The organism is Aetokthonos hydrillicola CCALA 1050 (assembly GCF_017591665.1).
GTDB classification, from domain to species: domain Bacteria; phylum Cyanobacteriota; class Cyanobacteriia; order Cyanobacteriales; family Nostocaceae; genus Aetokthonos; species Aetokthonos hydrillicola.
In genome coordinates, this window is the sequence record NZ_JAAKGC010000098.1 from 1 (window position 1) to 24,112 (window position 24,112).

At 41.0% G+C, this 24,112-nt stretch carries 21 protein-coding genes and 1 pseudogene; 7 read left to right on the top strand and 15 right to left on the bottom strand.

Going from position 1 to position 24,112, the window contains the following annotated elements:
• Positions 1-124 precede the first annotated feature (124 nt).
• A pseudogene (locus tag G4P69_RS30115) lies at positions 125-337 on the bottom strand (DUF6816 family protein); the annotation flags it as partial.
• A 326-nt stretch (positions 338-663) separates the two neighbouring features.
• Between G4P69_RS30115 and G4P69_RS30120 the strand changes: the two are divergent.
• The 4 genes from G4P69_RS30120 (at position 664) to G4P69_RS30135 (ending at position 3,837) form a co-directional block, all read left to right on the top strand.
• Positions 664-1,536 carry a DUF4388 domain-containing protein gene (locus G4P69_RS30120; RefSeq protein ID WP_208338840.1) on the top strand — a complete coding sequence of 291 codons (873 nt, stop codon included), beginning with the start codon at positions 664-666 and terminating at the stop codon, positions 1,534-1,536.
• 415 nt (positions 1,537-1,951) lie between these two features.
• On the top strand, positions 1,952-2,494 hold the full coding sequence (locus G4P69_RS30125; RefSeq protein ID WP_208338838.1) for a GTP-binding protein: 543 nt from the start codon (positions 1,952-1,954) through the stop codon (positions 2,492-2,494).
• 171 nt (positions 2,495-2,665) lie between these two features.
• Positions 2,666-3,196: a roadblock/LC7 domain-containing protein gene (locus G4P69_RS30130; RefSeq protein ID WP_208338835.1), complete on the top strand. Its 531-nt coding sequence runs from the start codon at positions 2,666-2,668 to the stop codon at positions 3,194-3,196.
• A gap of 182 nt (positions 3,197-3,378) precedes the next feature.
• Positions 3,379-3,837: a hydrocarbon-binding protein gene (locus G4P69_RS30135; protein WP_208338833.1), complete on the top strand. Its 459-nt coding sequence runs from the start codon at positions 3,379-3,381 to the stop codon at positions 3,835-3,837.
• Between the two features lie 93 nt (positions 3,838-3,930).
• On the opposite strand, the gene G4P69_RS30140 is transcribed toward G4P69_RS30135, so the two are convergent.
• The 9 genes from G4P69_RS30140 to G4P69_RS30175 all read right to left on the bottom strand — a co-directional run bounded on the left by G4P69_RS30140 (position 3,931) and on the right by G4P69_RS30175 (position 10,349).
• Positions 3,931-4,332, bottom strand: coding sequence for a ChuX/HutX family heme-like substrate-binding protein (locus G4P69_RS30140; RefSeq protein WP_208338831.1), 402 nt, complete (start codon positions 4,330-4,332; stop codon positions 3,931-3,933).
• Positions 4,333-4,364: 32 nt separating this feature from the next.
• Complete coding sequence (locus G4P69_RS30145; RefSeq protein WP_208338829.1) at positions 4,365-5,318, bottom strand: PhoH family protein; 954 nt, start codon at positions 5,316-5,318, stop codon at positions 4,365-4,367.
• A 254-nt stretch (positions 5,319-5,572) separates the two neighbouring features.
• Entirely contained in the window at positions 5,573-5,752 is a 180-nt protein-coding gene (gene rpsU / locus G4P69_RS30150) for a 30S ribosomal protein S21 (protein WP_208338828.1), read from the bottom strand.
• Between the two features lie 130 nt (positions 5,753-5,882).
• On the bottom strand, positions 5,883-6,317 hold the full coding sequence (locus G4P69_RS30155) for a KH domain-containing protein (protein ID WP_208338827.1): 435 nt from the start codon (positions 6,315-6,317) through the stop codon (positions 5,883-5,885).
• A complete protein-coding gene (gene rpsP, locus G4P69_RS30160; protein WP_208338826.1) occupies positions 6,280-6,540 on the bottom strand; it encodes a 30S ribosomal protein S16 in 261 nt (86 codons plus the stop codon). Before rpsP ends, G4P69_RS30155 begins: the two co-directional genes overlap by 38 nt.
• A gap of 295 nt (positions 6,541-6,835) precedes the next feature.
• The gene (ffh, locus tag G4P69_RS30165; RefSeq protein ID WP_208338825.1) at positions 6,836-8,296 is read right to left on the bottom strand and encodes a signal recognition particle protein; all 1,461 of its coding nucleotides are present in this window, start codon (positions 8,294-8,296) and stop codon (positions 6,836-6,838) included.
• A 277-nt stretch (positions 8,297-8,573) separates the two neighbouring features.
• Positions 8,574-8,699, bottom strand: coding sequence for a ribbon-helix-helix protein, CopG family (locus G4P69_RS40110; RefSeq protein WP_279605102.1), 126 nt, complete (start codon positions 8,697-8,699; stop codon positions 8,574-8,576).
• Entirely contained in the window at positions 8,696-8,908 is a 213-nt protein-coding gene (locus G4P69_RS30170) for a hypothetical protein (RefSeq protein ID WP_208338824.1), read from the bottom strand. Before G4P69_RS30170 ends, G4P69_RS40110 begins: the two co-directional genes overlap by 4 nt.
• Positions 8,909-8,960: 52 nt before the next feature.
• A complete protein-coding gene (locus tag G4P69_RS30175; RefSeq protein ID WP_208338822.1) occupies positions 8,961-10,349 on the bottom strand; it encodes an aminopeptidase P family protein in 1,389 nt (462 codons plus the stop codon).
• Between the two features lie 251 nt (positions 10,350-10,600).
• On the opposite strand from G4P69_RS30175, the gene G4P69_RS30180 reads away from it, so the two are divergent.
• Entirely contained in the window at positions 10,601-11,047 is a 447-nt protein-coding gene (locus tag G4P69_RS30180; protein ID WP_208338820.1) for a DUF4332 domain-containing protein, read from the top strand.
• Here the strand turns inward: G4P69_RS30180 and G4P69_RS30185 are convergent, their stop codons facing one another.
• Both G4P69_RS30185 and G4P69_RS30190 read right to left on the bottom strand, forming a co-directional pair.
• Positions 11,048-11,662, bottom strand: a complete 615-nt coding sequence (locus G4P69_RS30185) for a TetR/AcrR family transcriptional regulator (RefSeq protein WP_208338818.1) — start codon at positions 11,660-11,662, stop codon at positions 11,048-11,050.
• Between the two features lie 308 nt (positions 11,663-11,970).
• Positions 11,971-12,183, bottom strand: a complete 213-nt coding sequence (locus G4P69_RS30190; protein ID WP_208338816.1) for a hypothetical protein — start codon at positions 12,181-12,183, stop codon at positions 11,971-11,973.
• 52 nt (positions 12,184-12,235) lie between these two features.
• On the opposite strand from G4P69_RS30190, the gene G4P69_RS30195 reads away from it, so the two are divergent.
• A complete protein-coding gene (locus tag G4P69_RS30195; RefSeq protein ID WP_208338814.1) occupies positions 12,236-12,631 on the top strand; it encodes a hypothetical protein in 396 nt (131 codons plus the stop codon).
• A 100-nt stretch (positions 12,632-12,731) separates the two neighbouring features.
• Here G4P69_RS30195 and G4P69_RS30200 read toward each other — a convergent pair whose 3' ends face one another.
• Positions 12,732-17,339 carry an nSTAND1 domain-containing NTPase gene (locus G4P69_RS30200; RefSeq protein WP_208338812.1) on the bottom strand — a complete coding sequence of 1,536 codons (4,608 nt, stop codon included), beginning with the start codon at positions 17,337-17,339 and terminating at the stop codon, positions 12,732-12,734.
• Positions 17,340-17,600: 261 nt separating this feature from the next.
• A complete protein-coding gene (locus G4P69_RS30205; protein WP_208353285.1) occupies positions 17,601-21,254 on the bottom strand; it encodes a caspase family protein in 3,654 nt (1,217 codons plus the stop codon).
• Between the two features lie 1,435 nt (positions 21,255-22,689).
• Here G4P69_RS30205 and G4P69_RS30210 point away from each other — a divergent pair.
• Positions 22,690-22,923 carry a hypothetical protein gene (locus tag G4P69_RS30210; RefSeq protein ID WP_208353290.1) on the top strand — a complete coding sequence of 78 codons (234 nt, stop codon included), beginning with the start codon at positions 22,690-22,692 and terminating at the stop codon, positions 22,921-22,923.
• Positions 22,924-23,128: 205 nt separating this feature from the next.
• On the opposite strand, the gene G4P69_RS30215 is transcribed toward G4P69_RS30210, so the two are convergent.
• The gene (locus G4P69_RS30215; protein ID WP_208353293.1) at positions 23,129-23,920 is read right to left on the bottom strand and encodes a peptidylprolyl isomerase; all 792 of its coding nucleotides are present in this window, start codon (positions 23,918-23,920) and stop codon (positions 23,129-23,131) included.
• Between the last annotated feature and the right edge of the window lie 192 nt (positions 23,921-24,112).

Sequence of the window (24,112 nt, forward strand, 5' to 3'; positions counted from 1 at the left end):
TCCAGAGCCAAAAAAATCAACCATGACGGAACCCTAAAGGGTTCAGCTAGCATTCATCCCTTGCCTGAAGTACGGAATACGGTGCTATGCACCTGTTCCTCAAGGGTTTTCTGCATTTTTCTTATAAAGGAGCCACTAAATCTACGAGCGTACTTTTAACCTCCCACGAACCCTGAATCCAATTAGGGTAGACTAGATCTCCTGTAGCAGGTTGTGCTAATCTAATTTTTCCCCATTGAGGAAAATTCTGTAGGCGCTCAGCTAGCTCACTTGCTCTTGCCTCTCCACTGTTTAAAAGAAATAGAAAAATTAGGCAAATACACCAAATAAACTTCATAACAAAACACCACGGACTATTGTAACCAAAATTTTCTTTTCAAAAGATTGCAACTCTTTATTTACATTATTTCATAAATTGTAATCTTTAGAGTTATAAGTAAATAAATCTAAAGTGTGCTTAGTCCGAAAACAAGTTTTATTACTAAAATAAATTTAAAAATGCAATTACTATATAAGTAGTATTATTTGTACGGATACAAGCTATATTTATATTTCTGAAATGCTGAAGCAGCAATAGCAGGGGCAGTACTTTTATTTGCAAGCGTCAACCTTGCACAAAAGAAAAATGTCTATTGACAACATGTATTTTTTTCACTCAAAATAATGAGCTTACACAGTTCTTTTACCGATTTTTCCCTAGCTGAATTATTTCAGCTAATAGATCAAGGACAAAAGTCAGGTCGTTTAACCGTTTGCACTTTTCCAGATTTACATACTCCAAAATCTAAATCCCACTACTTTTACATCTGGTTCAAGGTTGGGCGTATTGTTGCTGCTACCAATGGACTAAATGGTCAAGGTTTACTCTACAAAGTAATCCAACGAGGTTGGGCTAATCAGCAAGTCATAGAACCACTTTTTACTGAAGCATCTCATGCAGTAACACCCGTTGGATTGTCTTGTAAAACTCAAGGACTTCTCAGTTCTGAGCAACTCAATTTACTATTTGCCAGTCAGCTGCAACAGATCCGTACACTTTTTGAAATCCAGAAGGGTGTATTTAAACTTGATAGCAAAGCAACTTTTCCTTGGAATGAGATGACAGGACTAAGTTTGAGAGCAACCGAAGTAGCACTTATGGCTCTGAGAATACTGAAAAATTGGGAAATTCTCGCTGAGGCTCTGCCAGAGGAGATCAACGCAATACAAAGTATCACTTCTGGCAAGCCGCAGATCCGCTTAAATCCTTTAGAATGGCAGGTATGGGAGTTTGCTAATGGTAGTGTTTCAATAAACGAGATTGCTTCTAAGCTAAATCAGCCAATACCTGTAGTTCAGCAAGCGGCTTTCCGTTTAATGATTGCTAGGTTAGTAGATGAAGTTCCAGTAGGAACATCTTTGAATGACTATGGCGTCCATTGGAGTTTGGTAAATTCTCATACCATAGAGCAAAAAAAATTAAAAGAACCAGAAAATCCTCAGATTAGCACTTCATTTTTGCAAAATTTGGTTGGTTTTTTAAAGAGTAAGGTGTGACCAAAACCCTACACAAATCTATTTGTGTCTCTATAGTCGGGGAACTACCAGAAATACTATGTCTTTAGGAGTATTCTTTGTGCCCTTGGCAGGTGAGAGATCTGGAACTAGAAAAATCTTTACAAATATTTTTTGGTTGTGAGAGTTATCACTGGTGTACTATTAGCGATAGTAATGATACTCTTTTGGAGTAACAAATCAAAAATACACTAGTTATCGGGATAGCATGGCTAAAGAGGGAATTTTCTGAGGAAGATTTTCTGAAAGTATAATATGATGCATTTAAAAACAGTATATGCACTCGATATGTTAGAAACGTTTATTAGCTTTACATTAAAAGTACTGCCAAATATTACTATAATTGATTCCGGACAATTCGCTATGCTGAGAGTGAATTACAACTTTGGAGGTATAAATGGAAATCCTACGCGTAGTAGTAACGGGAGGCGTAGGTGCGGGTAAAACAACTTTTATACGTACAATAAGCGAAATAGAAGTTGTTGACACTGAGAGAAAAGCAACAGATGAAACAGCACAACTGAAAGAAACTACTACAGTAGCACTCGATTTTGGGCGTATCACTATAAAAAATAACCAGTCACTCCACCTGTATGGCACACCAGGACAGACAAGGTTTGAATTTATGTGGGATATTTTGATGCCAAAAGCTCATGCCTACATATTACTGGTAGACAGTCACCGGCCAGAACATTTCCGCTCGTGTCGCAAGATTCTCAATTTTATTAACCAACGGGTACAAATTCCTTATATTATTGGGATGACTCATCCCGATTGCCCAAATGCTTGGGAAAAAGAGGATGTGGCGATCGCGTTGGGTTTGTTAGATAAAGCCGTGCAGCCGCCCTTAATAACTGTAAATGCTACTGACCATTCTTCAGTTTTTCAAGCTTTAATCGTACTCGTTCAACAATTTGCAAGCTACTACCAACTAAACTAGAGACTTTAATTTCGTCTCAATAACAGTTTCAGGGCAGAACGACAAAAGGTGAAAAGCCAAATAATCTTTTTCCTTTTTCGGATTAGTTTTTACAAAGTTTTTAAATCAGGTATCTACCCCCAGAGGAAATAATTAACACCCCTACTATTGCAATAATGAGTGCATGCCAATATGTCTCTGGGCAAAATTTTAAAGTTACTTACGGGGGTGTTTCTAACGACACCCCCTGACGCTGAAATACCTGAGTTAGTAACAACACAAGATCCAGCTTTGTTACCAACACCTCGGGATAATATTGACACCCCTTTACCAATGATTGTTAAGGAAGAAAAGATGATTAACATTTCAATGTTACAAGATGAACTACAAAACTTTGTTAGTGGCTCTTCGGATGTACAGGGTGCAGCCCTAGTGAGCCCTGATGGTTTAGCTCTAGCTTCTGTGTTACCTGTTGGAATGGATGAAGAGCGTACTGCTGCTATGTCTGCATCTATGCTTTCTTTAGGCGAACGTATTGGTCGTGAATTAGCTCGGGGTAATGTTGAGCGTATTATTGTTGAAGGTGAGAAAGGTTATGGTGTTTTAGTCGGCTGTGGTGCTGAAGCGGTGTTATTGGTATTAGCTAGTAGCAATGTTAAAGCAGGTTTACTCTTTTTAGAGATCAAACGGGCAGTTGCTCGAATCATGCCTTTATTGGCTTAGAAACGAGATTTTCCAACTAGAATTAGAATTATCTAGGTTATTTGTTTGTAGGCGCATATCCTTCGGGTTCCCGCAGGGTAGGCGCTATCTGCGAGTTCATACAGGGGTAAGCGCCTATTAACTTAGATGTAATTACTTTCTTGTCCCCTAAGAAAAGTAGATTTTTAGGAGCTTTATTTATTATGTTCCGTCCAACACTAGGAGATTTCAGCAGTATTATATGTTTTAAAGCAGCTATTTCCGGCATGGAAGATACTTTAGGCGAAAAAACATCTGCGATCGCATTAACTACTGCTGGTAGATCTCGCGGTAAAAATCTTGCAAAAGAATTAGGTTTAACAGCATCCTTATCTTTAAATGATCTTACATACAAACTTAACTCTGCTGTTGGAAAAGAAGGGACTCGCCTTTGTATCGTTCATAAGATCGTCAAGGACAATGATATCATAAAAGTCTACACTTCAGAAACTCTGTGTTCATCTGGTGAACCTGAAGGTTCCAAGCGTAAATGTACATACACACTTGGTGCTGTTTGGGGAGTACTAGAACAATCTTTCGGTAAGCGGTTACAAGGTAAACATACTATATCAGTGCTTTCTGGCGGTGAATACGATGTATTTGAGTTTACCGAACTAGGGTGAAAAATAGGCTTTCTTGAGCAGAGGGATTCCCCCCTGCTCCCTAAGTTTTGACTTTTGACTTTTGACTTTTGACTTCCCCAAAGGGGTTGCTCTCTACTCCACTCCAGCAGGCTCCCAAACCTCTCCATACTGCTTTTGTAAAGCTTGCCAAGCTTCGACTTGCCCAGGTTCATATTCTCCTGGCTTACCCCATTGGAGAAACAAACTTAAGGCTGGTTCGTGTTGTTCGTCGAGAAAGCGGATTGCGTAAGTGGTAAAGTTACCACGCTTAGACTCACCTGTTTCAAATTTCACTTGAGTAATTTTGTCCATATTTAAGTGAAATTCTAAGTTTTCGGTATGCATATTCGCGTACTTACCTTTTGGCAATTCCGCGTAAAACAGGTTTTCTATTTTATTACGTGCTTCCAAAACGCCAGCGCTACTGGTGACGATTATACGTAAAGTTCCAAGAGTGTGGCAGGCTTCCAAAAAATCTTTTAAATTGGTAGTCATAAGTATTTGTGTTGCGGTTTGTTGGGTGCTTATTATTTTTCGTATTGCTCGTAAGCGGCAACAATACGCTGAACTAGAGGATGACGGACAACATCTTTTTGAGAGAATTCACAAAAAGCAATACCCTCAACGTGTTTTAAAACATTTAACGCGACACCTAATCCCGATTGTTGGTTTGGAGGTAAGTCTGTTTGTGTCATATCACCCGTAACTACCATCCGAGAATTAAACCCCAAACGAGTTAGAACCATTTTAATTTGAGATGGTGTTGTATTCTGAGCTTCATCAACAATGACAAAAGCGTTGTTGAGGGTGCGTCCTCGCATATAGGCTAAAGGAGCAACTTCAATTATGCCTCTTTCCATTAACGATGGTAATTTTTCTGGCTCAATAAATTCATTGATGCCATCATAGAGTGGTCGAAGATACGGGTTAATTTTTTGCTGCAAGTCGCCAGGTAAAAAGCCAAGTTTTTCACCCGCCTCAACTGCGGGGCGAGTTAAAATAAGTCGTTCAAATTCATTTGCCAGAAGTGCTTGTACAGCGACAACAACAGCAAGAAAAGTTTTGCCAGTACCAGCGGGACCAATACAAAAAGTTAGGTCCCGCTTTCGCAGTGATTCGATGTACTGTCGTTGTTTAAAGGTTTTAGCACGAATTTCTTCTCCTTTACGAGTCCGTGCAAGAATATCTCGCCTAATTTCTTGCAGTTCGTCTTGGCGATGAGTGTCTAAAGCTTGGCGTGCTGTTAAAATATCTGTACCGGATATGTTATTTCCTTTACTCCATAAATCTTCGAGCGATCGCACCAATTGCAAAGCTTGCTCAACTTGCTTTTCCGTGCCAGAAATGTGTAATTCCTGACCACGTAGCACCAAGTTAGCTCCTGTTTGCCGAGATAGGATTTTGAGATTGTCTTCTCCTTGTCCCGCAAGGGCGATCGCGCTCTCAATATTCGGCAGTTGAATTGTTAAAGCACCTGCCATAATTTATGCAAATTCTCTTTTTCTAAACAAAAAAATATGAAAAGTAGAGAAGCGATAACTCCTCTACTTTGTTGAGGTTGGATCTAAAAGGAGTCAGGATTCAGGATTCAGGAGTCAGAATCGCTCCTAGCTCCTGACTTTTAGCTTGAAAGAGGTAATAGGGAATATTCCTCTTTCATACCTAGCGGTGAAAGTTTTTTCATTGGGACTGTATAGCTGACTCCTTCTTTATTGCATTTTTACCCGATAACATCTTAGTAGCGACTACCACTTTTGCGCGCTGCTTCCGCTTTGCGTTTACGACGCAGGCTGGGCTTTTCATATCTTTCTCGGCGTTTGACTTCAGATAAAATCCCAGATCTTTGAATTTTCTTTTTAAAACGTCTTAAAGCCGAGTCTATTGACTCATTCTCGCCTAAACGAACTTCAGCCACTCCCCAGTTTCACCTCCTTGCAGAGAAAAATAAGGGGGGTTAGGAAGCCAGTACATTGGCGAGTCAACGCCAATTCAAACCAGTTTCCATTTAATTGTTGTCTATCCATTCGGTGTTCTTTATCATAAACCTAGCGAAAGCGAGGCTTAGCAATAGGTCTAGGAGTACCATTTCCACGTTTTTCTCGTGTTTTTGGTGCTGGCAGTCGCTCTGAATCATCTTCATCAAAAGACATCTCTTCCCGACCACCAAGCGCGCTGCCATATATATCTAGGTATACTGATTGTCCAGCAGATAAAGCAGCAGCGGCAATAACAGTGCGAATCGCCTGAATATTACGTCCACCTCGACCAAATACTTTCCCTTTATCTGAGCTTTCGAAGGCAATACGTATCCAAACTCGCTTACGTGTTTGTGAAAATTCACAATCTACACTTAAAGATTGTGGAGAATCTAAAAACGGCTCCATCAAAAACCTTACCAATCCTGCGAAGTCAGGACTGGTTGTTGGGTATTTGTTTTCTACCTTAAGAAGCGGCTTTTGCACTGACCTGTTCAAGAACATTAGCTTTTTGTAGGATGCGACGCACGGTGTCAGTTGGTTGAGCGCCCTGTTGTAGTCGCTTGACGATAGCGGGGACGTCCAATCTGACTTCATCAGTTCTAGGGTTATAGAATCCCAGTTCTTCTAAAGGACGACCATCACGGCGAGCGAGGCTGTTTATTGCGACTATGCGGTAACTCGCTTCCCGCTTTTTACCATATCGCTTCAAGCGCAATTTAACCATGGTTGAGAAATCATTCTCCTATTTTGAGGTACAAGTTTAAGAATGGCTAATCCTAAAGTAACTATATTAGCACTTAGTTAGCATTATTGGGGATTGGGGCATGGGGAATGGGGCATGGGGCATTGGCGATAGGTATTTAGGTTTATCAATTATTGAAGTATAGTTAGACTGCTTTCAGGCAATCTTTTTGGTTCTAATACCCAAAAATCTGAAGCAACCTCTAACCCCCAATGCCCAATGCCCTGTGCCCTGTGCTCTGTGCCCTGTGCTCTGTGCCCCATTCCCTATGCCCAATTTAAAGGGTCCCAAACCCTTTCTTCTTTTTGTCTTTCTTTTGTTTCTTTTTTGTGCCAGGGCTGCCACCAGTATAACCCCTCCAGCCAGGAGCAGCCTGACGATTACCACCAGCACCAGCAAAAGAATCGCCCCCTCCAAACATTCCTGGCATTCCTGGGAAGCGACCTTGACCCATTTGTTGCATGAAACCTCGCATCCTTTGAAAGTCGCTCACCAGCTTACTGACGTCGGTTTCCTTATATCCTGCGCCAGATGCAATTCTTCGTCGCCGACTAGGAGAACTTGCCAATAAATCTGGATCACGGCGTTCTTGGGGTGTCATGGAGTTAATCATCGCTTCACAGCGCTTAAGCTGGGTTTCCCCTTGCCTAAGTTGGTCATCCGAAATTTTGTTCATCCCAGGAATCAGCTTCATGATTCCGCCTAAAGACCCCATGTTCTTTAGCAAGCGCATCTGTTTGAGAAAGTCAGTAAAGTCAAACTTTGCTGACAGGATTTTCTCCTGCATTTTCTCAGCATCTGCTAAGTCAATTTCTTCCTGAGCTTTTTCGACTAGAGTGAGAACATCCCCCATCCCCAAAATTCGGGATGCCATGCGGTCAGGGTAAAACGGTTGCAGGGCTTCAACTTTTTCACCCACACCGACAAACTTAATTGGTGCTCCTGAAATTTGGCGCACTGATAAAGCTGCACCACCACGGCTATCACCATCAAGTTTGGTCAAAATTGCACCAGTAATTCCTATCTGCTCATGAAAGGTACGGGTTAAATTTGCTGCTTCTTGACCAGTCATGGCATCAACCACCAAAAGTGTTTCTTGGGGTTGAACTGTTTTTTTGATCTGGGCTAACTCCGCCATCATGTCTTCGTCGATTTGCAGACGTCCAGCGGTGTCAATTATTACAGTGTCAATACCTTCTGCTTTACCGTGTTCAACACCCTGACGTGCTATCTCTACTGGATCAGCATCACTTCCAAGTGAGAAGACAGGAACGTTAATTTGCTTACCTAAGGTTATTAACTGGTCAATAGCTGCTGGGCGGTACACGTCTGTTGCTACCATCAAACAGCTACGATTTAATTTCAAAAGATGTAGAGCTAACTTGGCAGTTGCAGTGGTTTTACCAGTACCCTGTAACCCCGCCATAAGTACAACAGTAGGTGGTTCCTGCGATTGCTCTAAGGGAACATTCACTTCCCCCATTACCTGTACCAGTTCATCATGAACAATTTTGATAAACTGTTGGTCAGGACGAATCCCAGAGATTACCTCAGCCCCTTGTGCTTTGGTTTCGACTTCGTTAATAAAATCTTTGATTACCTGAAGATTTACATCCGCTTCTAGCAAGGCACGACGCACTTCCCGTAAAGCCTCTTGAATATTAGACTGGGAAATTTTGTCCTGACCCCGCAGTTTTTTCCAGGTAGCTTCTAAACGATCAGCAAGTGCATCAAACATAATACAGGTTACAGGTAGTTATCTATTATAACACGCTCGTTTTATATGAAAATACTACCACCCACGCAAGGTTAGGGATTATAGTCGGCTCAAAATAGCGAGAGCGTACTTCCAGATTCTAGCAAGCTTAACTACACGGAAGAATATATTTAGCGGGCAAGATGCCCGCACTACTCTAGATTTTAAAATAGACCCCCTTGGGCAAGACGGCTACCAAATACATGCTCTCGAGCCTCCGGCTTTTAGCCGGGGGATGAAAGCTAACTGCTAGTTTAAACTAGCCAGTGTTAGGCAAAGATTTTATGTAGTCCCTTAAGATTTCTGCCATTGACAATCCCGCCTTATCTGCATAATTCTTGAGTTTCTTATACTCTTTCTCTGAAACATTATAGGCTTCTGTCATGCGTCTCGATCCTCACGCAGAAGTTCTAGAGTGGATTTTGACCCTGGTGGTGGTGTCCATCTGTGACGTTCTATCGACTCCAGAATCTCCTTTACTGAACGATTATCTTGAGGAGCTTGTTCTTTGCTGCTTAGCCGTTCATTAACGATATCTATAATCAAAGCTTTAAGTTCTTCAACTGTCATGTTTGTTATATGTTTTGTTTCCATATTTCAAGCTCCCTTTTTTGTGTTGAATTTCTTACTTCCAACTAGTCCTATTTTATCTGCCGTGATTAAGAAGCTCTTCTATGTCACGAACCTCTGTAGGCAAACCATTTGTTAAAACTTCCCTACCTTGTGGTGTTACTAAAACATCATCTTCAATACGAATTCCTCGGACGTCAGCAAATTCAGATAAACGCTCCCAATTGACTACGTCTTGATATTTAGAACGTAACTGAGGATCGTTTAAAATTGCTGGGACTTGATAAAAACCAGGCTCAATTGTGACTAACATTCCTGGTTTTAAAGGACGGTTTAAACGGAGATAGCTTAAGCCAAAGCGATCGCTCCTAAGGCGTCCCTCTTCATACCCTGCTAAATCCCCTAAATCTTCCATATCATGAACATCCAAACCCACAAGATGACCAACACCATGAGGGAAAAATAGGGCATGAGCATCGATTTCCACCAAATCTTGAGGATTTCCTTGTAAAATACCTAAATCTACTAAACCTTCAGCAATCACCGTGCAAGCTAAAAGGTGTATATCCTGATACTCTACTCCAGGTTGTACTTTGGCAATGCAACTATCATGAGCCGCCAACACAACATTATAAATATCTCTTTGAGTAGATGAGAACTTACCAGAAACCGCCCATGTGCGGGTAATATCAGCCGCCCAACCGCTTGAGGTTTCCGCACCAACATCAGCAAGTAATAAATCCCCCGGTTGCAGAGGGTGGTGGTGGTGTTCATTGTGTAATACTTCACCGTGAACTGTGACAATACTGTTATAGGAAGTCGTCATGTTATGAGCAATAATGACTCCTTCCATCGCCGCACGAACTTCTGCTTCTATTTTGGCGTTAGAGGTAGCCATCATACCAGCTTTATGTGCCTCTACAGTAACCGCAGCAGCCTTTCTCAATTCGGCTAATGCACCATCATCATGGGTGAGGCGTATAGAGATAATAGCTTTGGCTAGCTCCAAATCTCTTCCTTGTGGAGGATTTTGCGGTAAAACCCATCTATTGAGTAGCTGTGACTGTTGTGTCCATGTTGCAGCATCCTGCACAGCAATTGTTGCGGCTCCTTCTAACCTTGACTCTAATTCTGCCATTGGTCTAGCTGCATCCGCCCCAATGATTTGCGCAATTTCTTCACGCCTTGACATTTCTCCGTGCCAAAGTGCGCTACTTGGGCTAGGATCATCCATGAATAGTTCTAGTTTTCCTGCTTCTAGCAGAATTGCTGCGTTTGCCAATGGCAAGCCACCGAAGTAAAGAAAATGACTATTAGCACGGTAAGGAAAGACATTTCCCGGATAGTTACGCGGAATATTGCTTCCTGACCAAAGTATAGCTGGAAAGTCGATCAGGGTAGCTAGCCTTTGGCGTCGTTGACGGAGGATATCACTGAGGGAACTAGGAGTGCTTTGTATTAACATAACTAGGAACAAAGTGAAAAAATACTGAGTCAATATACGAATTAATTGTTAACATTCATAAACAGAAGTCAGGAGTCAGAATACAGGAGTCAGAATACACTATCCATAAAGGGATGGTGTTTTAACGAAATTTAAGGGCTCCTATCTCGTCCACAAAGGACGAGGTTTTAACCAGTATTGATCATTCTGACTCCTGACTCCTGACTCCTGAATTCTTCTTCATAAAACTACTGAATTAGTGAGTTGTAGGAATGTCTGGTCAACATAAACCTAGTGTAAGCAATATCCGATCCTGTGATTGGCAAATCGAGGAGTTACCAGGATTAAGCCAGCAGGAACAATTGCAACTCCAAAACTGTGGTATTAGAACTACAAAAGCTTTAATTCAACAAAGCAAAACACCAGATGCTAAGCTAGCACTGGCAAATAAATTACATATCCATCTTCAGTATGTGAATAAATGGGTAGCACTGGCAGATTTAGCTCGTATTCCTAGTGTGGGAACACAATATTGTGGATTATTGCTACATGCAGGTGTTGGTTCTGTGACACAGTTGGCAACTATTCCGCCTCACAGGTTGCACAGACAAGTTTTAAGATTGTTGGTAGCAACCATGCAACGGCGTGATTTATGTCCTTCAATTGAACAAGTACAGCAGTGGAGTCAACAAGCAAAAAGATTAGCTGTTAATTTTTGACTAATCTTGCGCCAGAACTCCATTGAGGAAGATATCAGCAAGTCCTTCTGCCATTTGTTGCATTTGTTGGGGAGAGGCTTCGGGTTCTAGAAGCGTCGCGTGGGAAAAACCAGCGATCGCAAACATTCCTAAGAAGACTTTGGCAACAAGTTTTGCATCCATCTGGCGATAGATACCTTTATCCATTGCGCTTTGAAAGAAAGCTTCAGCGACATCAGTCATTTTTTCAATGACTTCCGATTGGATGCGATCGCGTAAATCTGGGTGAAACTGGGCTTCCATAAAACAAACCCGCATCAAGTCGGCATTCTTCAGCATATTCCACATACGGCGACGCATCACCTGCGCCACAGCCTTATAGCTGCCCATTTCGCTTAATTCTGTGAGTAAGTCTGTAAGGATTTCCACCCATCCTTGAGTCGCTACTTCAACCAAAATAGCCTTTTTATTGGGAAAATGGCGAAATAGGGTACCTTCGGCAACACCTGCTCCTTGTGCTAGATCGCGAGTCGTTGTCCCGTCAAATCCCTGCGAGGCAAATAACCTCTGTGCTGCTTGTAGAATACGCTCACGGGTTTGTACCTCAGTTGGGGGGGAAGAATTAAAAATTCGCATAGGGATTATGATTATATATCTCGCGAGGGGATTTGTAGCATTATTGTCTAACGCCAAGTGCAAAAATCCCAGAAAGCTTAATAGAAGATTAATGCCTTGATGTACTAAACATATCTCTCCCACACTTGATAGTTTCTGTCAATACGTAATTCCAGAGAAGACGGAGATATAAAGATTGTAGCACCGTGTAGCGTGTAGGTCGGGGAGCCACCGCGATGGACGGGTTCCCCGGCTTAAAGCGAGTGGCGTTAGAACAGAGTGAAACCCGACAATTCAATTAAACATGATTGCTTCACCTGAAAGGTACCTCACTCCTGAAGAATACAATATTTATCATCGAGTTCTAATTGTTCAATCTTGAAGTCTGCCAGCTTAAACTGATCGCCCAAGCGTGGTGGCATATGCGGACTTAACAACGAGTCGCACCACCAGATAACACTCCGATCTATTCCAAAAACGTCGGCTAAAACCCTCATTCTTGCGTTCGCTGACAAAAGTTCTCCGTGTACTGAAAGTGCCATTTCTGCTGCTATGATTCCTGTAGTATTGTACTTTTTAACCTGTCTAGATAAGATGGAAAACAATATCGATAGAGAAAATTGGACGCTTCCTGAAGATTTTAAAGTGTATGTAGGTGAGGGAAGTGTCATCAATCATCCCGTACCAGGCTACCAAGAGCGCATTTTGCCAACGATCAACCGCTATCAAGGCAATGATGGAGGTTATATTGCTATTTACTCCCGCAATGCTAGTCAGGGCGTTTACAGCGTTGGAGGCGGCATTTATGTCATTGGACAAATTCGTTTACAAGGAAAATATATTGGCAGAATTTTTCACCCTCTAGGCTATGAGGAACAAGATATAAGAGCTTTAGAGGAGTTTAAGCGACTGGCAGACGAAAATTTCTCCGTTTGTCAGGGAGGCTGTTGGGCGGGAGGTGATACGGGAGGGTGGTTTGGTATTCCTTAACTTACCACTAGTCACGTCAAATTGATAGGGTAGCCAGCACGTTGGCGGGCTTTGCCGAAGGGTAGCGACTGGCGTGGCTAATATACGGCTGGGCATTTTATTAGATATCCCCAATGTTGAGTATTATTCGGCGATCTTCATTGGTAATATTAGGGTTATTTCTCAAATAACCTTCTGCCCATTCGCAACCGCGCTGCAATAGTCCATCTAGATCTTGACTTCGTTCTAAATTCCACAGAATGACTGTCTGATCTTCGCTGGCAGAGGCTAGGATATTTCCATTAGGGCTAAAATCAACCGCAGTAACACGATTTTTATGCCCCTCTAAAATTTTGTGCAACGAGCCATCTAAATTCCAGAGTTTAACCGTTCCATCTGTATAGGCTGAGGCGAGCAGAGCACCTTTAGGGCTAAAACGTAATGAACGTACTAGAATATCGCTACTATACTCACCAAGGATAAGGGGTTTATCTGAACTGCCATCTAGCCTCCAAAGTTTGACTGTTCCATCTATATGCGCTGAGGCAATCAGATCACCGTTAGGGCTAAAATCTAATCCGAGAACGGAATTGTAATAAACACCATCAGTTTTTGTAAACGTTGTGTCTTTCTGATCGTGAGGCAAAATGTTGAGTAAAGTACCGTCTAATTGCCATAGTGCGACCGCTCCTTCATTATGTGCAGAGGCAAGTATGTTGCCATTAGGACTGAATTTTACTGCCCAGGCAGGGGAAGGATCGCGAGATCCATCACGCAAAGTTCTAAAAGTGCCGTCGCTTAAATTGTAGAGTTTGATTGAACCTTGCAGATCTGCCAATGCAATCACTTGATTGTTAGGACTGAAGCTTACTCCTAATACTTCAATTTGATCCCATTCACTTTTATCCCGCTCCTTTTTCTGTTTAATGTACTTTATGAGATCACCATCTGAATTACGAAGTCTAACCTCTTTATCCCCACTTGCCGTAACAATCATCTCACCGTTGGGGCTGAAATCTAATGTTGAAATTGGTCCATTGTGCCAACTTGCTTGTTTAAACAACGTCCCATCAGTTCTCCAGGATGAGACTTTTCCATGCCCACTTGTAGTAAGAATTGTTTTACCGTCAGGACTGAAACGAACTGTATAAACTGAATCCTCATGTTGATCCAAAATTTTTAGACCTGTGCCGCCTAGATTCCAAATTTTGACGCTACCATCATAACTCGCCGAGGCAAGGTTCTGGTTGTCATTGGGGTTAAACGCAACTGCGCGAACTATACCCTTATGTCCTTCTAGTGTTTTCACCTTTGTGCCGTCTGGCTTCCAAAGTTTGACTGTTCTATCATTACTTCCTGTAGCAAACATCTCACCATTAGAACTAAAACATAAGCCCCAAATTGTATCGTTATGGGCTTGGAATTCTTTTAGCAGTGTACCATCTGGCTTCCAAAGTCTGACTTTTCCATCATTACTTCCTGTGGCAAGCATCTCTCCATTGGGACTAAAATCTATTGCGTTAAATGAACCCCCACCCGTTTCTTGTCGTGTTATCAGTTCTCCATCTCGCTTCCAGAGGTATAACCACCCTTTCCAACCCCCTGAAGCAATTACCTGACTATCGGGGCTAAAAGCAACTGTCATAAATGTTTCTTCATCAAGTCCTTTGAGAGTCTTCGGTTCTGCACCGTCTAGACTATAAAGTGTTATTTTTCCTTCGCGTAGCTGCCACCCACGTTGAACATAACAACCACCATCAGGACTTAAATAGCTATTCAGAAACCACAATGTACCATCTGGTTCCAATAAATATAAATATTTAGAACCACCTTTCAAGGTAATCATTTCGCCTCCAGGAACATCCCGTATTTTCATCAGCATATCCCCGTTCATTTGCCGAGGGTTAATCTGTTTCCCTTCTGGATCAAAAAGCTTCACAATCTTGCTCTCATCAACAGCGGCAATTATCTGTCCATCACGGCTGAAATCTACAGCATCACCTAGATTTTGAAGCATGAAACGGTTCTTTTCCTCTACTTTGCTGAGGATTTGCCGAAGCACTAATTGAGTATTAAGGCGGGTTTCTCGACTGAGATGCGGAGAATTTTCACGAATAAGTTTTTGGAGGAGTTTACCTGCCTTCAAAATATGAGTCAACGCTTCAAGTTGCTCGTGGTCTTTGAAACGAGAGTTAGCCAATGGAGTTAATTCATTAATCCGATTTTGTGTCAGTTCATCTTCTTGCTTTCTTTTTTGCTTGAGGCTCTGTTCAACGAATTCTGTCTCTTGCTCATTCAACCAGTTTTTTGCTTCATCCTCTAATACTTGTTTCAATCGAGGCAGACGGTCATCATCATGCCATAAGCGTGTTTCAGGTTTTTCGTTATTTTTCCAATCACTTACTTGTGCGTTTAGACTCCGTTGTAAAATTAAATCATTGACATCTTTATCCTCTTGTATCCATTCTTGTAACTTATCCCAACTTACTACCAAAGCATCATGGGCTGGTTCTACATAAGGTTCGTCATTAGAACCCTCAACGATTAAACGGGCAGCAGAAAAGTGTTTAATGACTGTTTCCACTCGCTCGTTTTCTTTTTGATTTAGATACTTCAGTTCAGATTTTGGTACTTGCCGCCGCGTTAACCTAGTGCCCTGCAATGAAATCATTCGCAACATTACTTGACGCACCGTGTGACTATAAGCATTATCTTCTTCAACCAACTTTTTAGACAATTGGTCAGCACGCCTGGTCACAGAAGCGACTACTCCTCCCCCAAGGTTTTTATAGTCCACCCAAGTAATTTCTCGTTTTACGGGTTCACCCTTTTGTACACTGTCTAGATACCGCTGTGTGAAGCTTTTATACATACTTTGTAAGGCAACTGAAAGTAGTGGTAATGCTCCTGGCATTCCAGCCACTTCACGGCTTAGTCGTTTCACTAAAGTACGTTCACCATTATCCTTATTATCCTCAAAGAAAACGGCTTTTATTGAAGCGGGTTTCTCAATCATTTCCTCTAGATATTCTCGCTCTTCTTGCTCTATCGTAGGCACAGTAAATCGTGCATAAAGCCAATAGTTAGAAGTTTCTATTTGAGATTTAGACTTATCTCTAAAGGCAGATTCAAATTGACTGCGCAATATCATTTCATAATCAGATCTTAAAGTCAGAACGACATCAATTTTCTCTGCATTTTCCGTTATTAATTTAATCAGTTCTTCCCAAAATTTATTTTTATGTTCCTTATCTTGGCAGTGAGTTTCAACTTCTTCGAATTGATCGATTACCAGTAAGCGTTTTTTCCCCTGGGGAATAGTGTCGATTTGAAGCTCTTTGCGAGCCAGCTCCAATCTGTCTCCAGGCGATAGCCCCGGACGAAACTCCACCCAGCCCTTGTGGATATGCTGAGAGTTTTCTAGCTTTGGGAACATTTTGGGAATCAACCCTGCTTTGACCAGACTTGATTTACCCGAACCGGATGCTCCCAAAACAACAGTAAGCGGAAATTTGTTTTGTTTTACATGGTGAAACAACTTGTCTATTAAACGCTTTCGTCCAAAGAATATCTTACTGTCATCTGGAGAGTAGGATAGCAAACCGAGATAGGGATTATCTTTTTCATCAATTTCTGGATCTTTAGGGAGATCACTTTTGACTTCATCCAGTTTCTTTCCGCCAAGAAGAAACACAAACTCAGCCGTTTGCTCGTGCTTTAAAGGAAACGGAAATATACAAGGAGTTTGCAGTTTGTTAGCTTCGCTTGATTTGCTTTCAACTTCTTCCCGCAAATAATCAATTAATCGAGTTGTATGAATAAATCCTCTTTTCTGAGATGAATCCGCCTCACTATCAATTAGTGCCTTTTTTAAAGTAATAACGAATGGAGAATTCTCGAGGGAGCCACGGCTACTCTTCTCTAATAGCTCCTCCACAATGAGAACTTCATTGGTTTTTTGGTTTTCGCTGGAGGAGGTGAGGATTTGCCAAGCGTTTTTCGTGATGTATCTATCTAGAATAGATGGGGTAACTTCTAAATCATCACCTATTTGCCGCGTTATCCCCCGATAAAGTGACCATTCAATGGCACCTGCAAAGCAACAGTCAAGAATAATTAAACCGTGGCGACATTGAATTTTCTTCAGCGATTCAATCAATTCATCCATCCCAAAGAATGTATCTCTATCACCCTTGTTTGCATCCTGAAAAAGGAGATATCCTCGGGGCTTCTCATCTAACTTCACTTGTAATTGACTGTCCTTGCTATTGCCATCATCTTTAGGAAGGCGAGCAAATGCAAGTGCGATGCCATGACCTGCAAAATAGAAAATAATGCGATCATTTGTTCCTACAGTTCCTTCTTCCTGTAATTTGTTTAGTAACTTGCGAAACCCTTCTTGATTAGAGTCGTAAACATCACCATTAAGTCTTTTTATTGTCTGTTGAACTTCTTCAGCAAGTTTACTTTTAGGAGCGAGCGAAAAATAGTACTTGACTTTTTCTGTAGGTTTTAGTTGTTCAATAATTTCGGCAATTTTAACAGCATCACTGACTGCTTTGCCAAGAGAAGGCACTCCATTTTTGTAATCGTCAATTCCAATGGTAACAACATGAGTGGTCTCAAACCAAGAAGTGGTTACAGTTTGAACTATGGGATTTGATGGGGTTGTAGTAGAAGCATCAGGAGCAGCAACCTGGTTTTTTTTGGGTAAAGCTTTAGATTCCATAAGATCTTTAATTGATTATTTAATTCAACTGGCAATTTAAAGGCTGAACGCATTGCCCTTGCTAAGACAATCAATCCCTCAGCTCAGCCAGAGTAGTAATTGGGGTCGGCTGAGGGTTTACAACTAATGAAGGTGGGTAGTGGTAAATCCAGCACTGCACGGGTTTTGGAATTTCTGGGAAGAATGCAAGCTGTCTTGAGCAGAGGGGAAAAGGTCGGCAGGGGAGGAATTTTGGCTTCCCCTGCTTCCTTGCTTCCCTACTTATCCGAGCAGTATTGGTGGTAAATTCTCTTTGAAGGATGAATTTTCTGATTCAACAGGCAGGTCAAAAGCTTGACGTACTGCTCTAGAAAGGGCATTTAGCCCATTCTGATCCTGAAAGTAGACTAAATGATTACAGGCAATTTGATCGAAGAAATTGACTTCAGGATTTCGACCCTTAAAAACTTCTCGACTAAGAATACTTTCAACCGTAACGGCAATATCATTTCTCTGCCCCTGGAATGGAAATTCAAGCCCCTTCCAGACTTTTTGCTCCAGTGCTTTTAAAAGATTCTCAGCTGTTGTATTTAATTCCCTATTTAACTGTGTATCTCCTGCAATGATCGTATAGGGACATTGGGGATCTTTAGAGTGTCTGAGTTTTGCTAGAAAAGCTGACTTCTGAATATTCATCTGAGCCAGCGTTTTGCTCATTTCCTCTGTGCTTTTCTTTGCCAATAAGGACACCAGGGGACCTGCCACAAATGATTTTGGGATAAAGTTTAAGCCCACCGATAGCAGCAAGGTTGCTAGTTGATACACCGATGACCATTCAGATCCCTGATTGGGAGTGCCCACCATAATTAGGTGGTTTACAATTTTGTTACCATCCAACTGCTCAATAAAGCTACGTGATACTAGACCACCCATTGAATGAGCAATGATGTGCAGGGTTTTATTATGTCCCTCACTCAGACCAACCTGTTCCAATTGCTGCTTCAGTATTTCGGCTGTCTCCTGGATCTCTGTGTTCAAACTCTCATAATCAAATGCCAAAACCAGATCGTATTTTCCTTGCTCCTGACTGCCGCTTGAGTTTAACAATCCAGCAGTCTGCGCGCTTGGAATCATGCTTTCGGTGTCGCCCAGGATGCCGTGAATAAAGATTACAATGTGTTCTGCGTGTGCTACAGCTTCCCTGACAGATTCTAAGTCTCCTTTTGGAGTGAACAGGACTTTGCCTGCTGAATCGAAGGTTGCTTTCCTTAGCCAGGCAGTATGCTTTCTTTGTAAAGCAACCTTCAGGAAGCACAGAGATATGGCTTCGGAAACCTTACGATCGCCATCTTGCATATCGTTACTATTCCGTGTAAAAACATGCTGAACTTCAATTTCAGTCTTGTTACCTCCCTTCGGCATTGCGTATCCTACTGGAAGCCAGAAATTGCCATCATGAGCGAGCGCCAAAACACCTTCGTCAGGTTCAAGGGAGCGATCGCTCGAAATCACAATTGGGGATTCTGGAGTGACCTGATCAATTGCCAAACTACTTCCCGATAGCTCTAATACACTCAATTGCTGAGCGGGAATTTGGCTAATGTCGCGATCGCCTCTTCGACGATCTATCAGATCAAATGCCTCAGCGTCTTTTAGCAGAGGTAACTCAACATTTGATCCCAGGCTTCGTTCTTCAAGGGCAGTTGATACTGGCTTGAGGCTAGCGTTTGCTGAAAATCCATCAGGTAACTGAATAGAAATCCCCTTGGAGAGTTCAGTCTGAGTATTTGGATTGATAGCTACTGAGGGTTTAGAACGAATAAATGTGAAACTAAACTGCTTGGTCACCCAATCTCCAACAGGGGGTTCCTCATCGTCACCAACTTGTCTTTCCCCAGAATCTCCTGGTAATGGTAAAGACCGGAGCTGGAACTGTTCAACTGGAAATGGATGCGTACTCGCAATCAGTTTGAAGGTTTCCCCGTATTCTGTGAGCTTCTGATAACGTGCTTTTGCTTGAGCATTTTTATTGTTAGGTGTAGGAATACCGATTGGGATGTCTTCTCGTAATTTGCCTTGTGAAGTTTTATACTTCATTGTGCAAGTATCACCAGCCTCAATCTCAAGCCATTGAGCTTTGTTCTCACCGTCATATATAATTCCAGGATCATTAATTGAGAAATCATCACAAATATCTAAGATTGTGAAGAAAAGACGCTTATGCGATTGATTTTTAATTTCTACCCGAATTTTAGGCTTATCATTCTCTTGCTGGTAAAGAACTAGATGCGGCTCTTTGCTCGTGACTCCTTGATAAGTTACTTCGATCTTAATCCCATCTTTGTCAATAGAAGAATTGGGATTTTCTAAATCTCTAGTTGTAATCCACTTAGCGATATGCTCTACCCGTCTTGCTGCTAAACTGATCGAGATATCGTTATCCTCTGCTGCAAATGGTTCTATCAAGAGACGGTTATCAATGCCATCTCTAATTTCAAACTGCTGATTACAGACATAGAGACGGTATTGGTGGGCTTGCTCGCGATCATCTATTACACCTACAGCCAGCGAACGCCATTCTTCTAGCTTTTCTTTGACTTTTTCTAATAATTCTCGATTTGCGCCTTTCTCACCTTCAAAATCAAAATAAAATAAAACTTTCGGTACAGGTCGTTTGATGATAATAGCAGGGAACTGCTTACTACTATCTTGTGTTAACGTATCAGAAACAAACTCTATAACACTTTCAGTAGCGCGAACCTCAACAACCTTGATACGCGCCTGCTCCGCTACTTTAGAGCCATCTTTGATAAACACTGGCTTGCTTATCTCGAATTTTTCGTACTTACTGTCTTCTGGATAAACTGCCAGATCCATGTCTTTTTGGATACCTTGAAAGGCTCCTGCATTAATGATCCACTCTGCTTGCTGTTCTGGATCGCCACTTGTTGTTGCTTGAACATGGGGACGATATTTAAGCGTAAAAGATGGATCGCGAGGTTTTATAATTGCTGGCTTACCCAAAAATGCTAAAGTTTTCGTTTCTAGATTCTCTGAGGGAATTCTGCCTGATTTTTTTGGCTCCATCCCTTCAATAAACTCAAGTTGAGGATTTTGATAAAGCCGAACGCCAGTTACACGAGTTCGCACCTGATGAATTAAGTTTTCATAGGACAATGCCGCATTCTGACTTTCAAGTTCCTTCACTAGAGAGTAGGTGAATAGCCCACGCTTGGTAGCTTTTGTATCGCTCCCTGGAATAGGAAACTCTTTTGCAGTCTCAGTGTTAAGACAGGCAGCAATAAATGTATGCCCTCCTTGAGGAAAAGTTTCAGAACTGAGCTGATCTTTTGTGATGTTGTTGGCAAAGCAAAAGTTGCTGTATTCCCTAGCAGGAGCTATATTATCAAGCTGGCGAATGCCCTCTGCATCATCCAAATCCCGAGTTCCAGAGCTGGAATGACAACAGTCAAAAACAACAAGAACATGATCCGGGCTGTTTTCTCCTTGATCAGCAACCTGAGAGATCAAATAGCGTAGTTCTTTATCAGCAAGATCAGGCACTATTTTTCCGCCCACCTCAGATCGGCTGTCGTAACACACAATTGTTTCATGGGCGTTATCTAATTCCCAATCCTTAAATTCTTCTCCCGCTTTCTCCCTTGCACCATGACCACAGAAATAAAACAGAACAACATCCCCTTTACCTGCCTGGCTGAGATAATTTGTAAACCCACCAATAATTTTCTCGCGAGTCGCATCTCCGTTTGTGAGCATTAGTGGGTCAACGAGGGTATAAGTCTCCTTATCAAGACGGTTATCCAGAAATTCTTTGACGGCTGTGATGTCATTCACACATCCATTCAGATTCGAGACTTTCTTGTACTGATCAATACCAACCATTAGTGCATAGAGCTTAGGGCGATTATGAGCCATGATTAACCTCACAAAAAAGAACGTAGTCGGAGTACGGAAAAGGATTGAAGTGCTTCGCTTCTTTCTGTTACTTAATAGTTATCAGCCTGCTCAACTTATGCGTTTGTAGATTCGGTTATAACGGCTCAACCTCAACACCATTTTATTCAAAAGGACTGGCTCTTCCGTACCTGTTATGCTAAATACGCCTGCAAATAAGCTTGAAATCCTTGTTAGGCAATAATAACAGGCGTTATCTTACCGTTTGAGACTTGGCTTTTAAATTGAGTCCATAACAGCCTGTAAGCCTTGATTTCAAAGGACAATAATGGTGTTTAATTAAAATTTCAGCATAATACTTACTGAAGAACCAAAGGACTTATCTGTACAATTAAAAAAAAGTCGTTAAATTTCAAAGCTGTACGTTCGCTCATTTTTAACCGCAAGATTTAATAAGCGCCTTACAGGGGTTGTAATTCAGGCTGTGGAATGGATTCAGGCATTTTTAGTCCCATAGGAGTTTTTGATCATTTTATGATTTATCCTATGCCTACGGCTTAAATAACCGCCACTGAAAGCCTTTTAGAATGGTCACAAATTTTACATAAAAATACCGGTTCACGTAAAAATCCTCTTTTTCCTTTTACATTAAGACTTTAATTCCCCTTTGGATCTCAAAATAAGCGAACGTACAGTAAAAGCTTGCCAAAAAAATGAAGTCTTAAGATTTCATTTTTAGGTTGCCGCTAATGGTTATTAAACAGTTCTGCCATAACAATTCCAGTTTTTTCAGGATAATAGATTCTTAATTTTTCTAGGGGGTAGGTTCTTAATTCATTCGTCCCTAAATGTAGTCTCTTGCTTTACCTAGACCATCGTAGATTGCTTGCCGGAATTCTTCTAATTGTGTCAGGATCATCTGAATCAATGAACTTTTGTTTACATTCATTGACTTTACAGCAGTCAGGGTAACTTCTGACTGCTTTCCTCTCTAACAAGAGATCTGCGTCTCAGTACTAATGTCTGTTTTTTATCTGTTATTCTATCCGTGCTTTGCTTCTGTCTGAGCTTTTAGTCCAAACTCCAGGTATTTATGTCTTTATCAAAAGACTATATTAATACGGTTTAGTTAAGAGTGAGAGAGGAAAATTAGAAATCGCAGCTTTTAATTTTTTCGTAAAATATAGCCGAAATCGAGAGAGCTTCGCATTATTAAAGGTAGTAAATGAAATTCCTTAATTACTACGTTATAGTACCAAACGAAAATATAAATTATGCGTTTGATAAATTGTAATGAGAAAATTATTCATTCAAGACCTAAAACCTAAGTATTATGTCTTTATTAGCTAGATAAAAACCTTGTTTTTATCAGAGAGTCAGTTAAAAATAGACACATGGTTAAACAAACATTTAACCGCAGTCAAACAAATTAATCACTTATTCAAGGAATACAATCATGTCTCTTATCACAATTTCTGACCTCACCACATCTGAAAGCTTTATTAGCGAAATTAGCGAAATTGAAACTAGTGCATTACTAGGTGGTAAAGCCAAAACAAAAAACACCTTTAACTTCAATGGAGGCAGCAACATCTTAGGGGGTGGAGCTATTGACGGTGGATCAGGCAGTGGTACTGTTGTTGCTATTGGTCAACTTAACCTAACCCTCAGTACTCCCCTTACTGCTTAAAATCTTTGGAGTCTTGAAAACATGGCTTTTGTTCATGTAGTCAACGATTTTTTAATGTAGATTTCATGATCAAAAGTTAGTCTTAGAGACATACATTTTCAGTTTGTGTCTCTAAGATTTTTATAAAAATTAAGCTCAGTATTTGTCTATTCTTAGTCTTAGACAGGAATAGATGTCCCTTTCTTCCAGCAGATTTTTTTCTATATCATCTCATAGTTAGTGATTTTATTTCTGTTATCTCAAGCTTAAAGCTGTTATCTAAATTTATCTGAGCTATCACTTCCATTTCCGCAATCTGTTGATTTAGCCAATCTGTAAATAAATTTCCTAAAATCTTTCCACGCAACTGGTCATTCAGTTCTGGTTTGATTATTTCTTCGACGAAAATTAAATGCACGCCTTTTGAAGTAACTATTGGTTTAAGAATTTCAGGTGGATTGGCTGCAAATACTGCAGCACACATTTCCGAAGAAAAACCAGTACGTTTCTTAATTCCTTGATATCCTCCAACTCTGCGAAGTTCTATATCTTGAATATATTGGTGAGCTATCTCATAGAAACTTATCTCTTTTTCTTTCAGAGCATAAAAAAGTTCACAAGCTAAATCTTCATCATCTAAAATAACTTCATAAGTAACCGCTGCTGCATAATCAAGCTGATGTTCATAAAAGAACTGTTCAACTTTATCTCCGAATAAATGAAGTGCTAACTTCTTAGCAAGAAGATCAGTGTATGCTATCCCTTCAAAGTCTTCGATTGAAAGGTGATGCTTTTCTAACCATGTCCAGGTATCTTCTGCTTTAACGAGGTTGTTAGCTAAGCGTAAATTATCTGCTGCTTGCTGAACCTCTTTAATTTCAACTTTAATGTCTGCTTCCTTAGCAGTATCAATAATGATTTTTCGAGTTGCGATCGCTCTTAATAAGTTAGGAATTTGGCACGAAATCTTAACTTGGTAAAGAAGTTCTTCTTGAGAGATATTTAGAGCTTTTGACATGACGAATTTTTTCTAAATTAAGTAGTTGAGAGTTGAATTTCCTGGGTGAGAGATTTAATGAATAACATCTCTACATATTCACACCGTCTTTCTCCAGCTTTTTAAACGGATCTAACATGTAATCAATTACGCGGCGTTGGTGAATAATCACCTCGGCAGTTGCAGTTTGACCAGGTGATAAGAAAATACGTT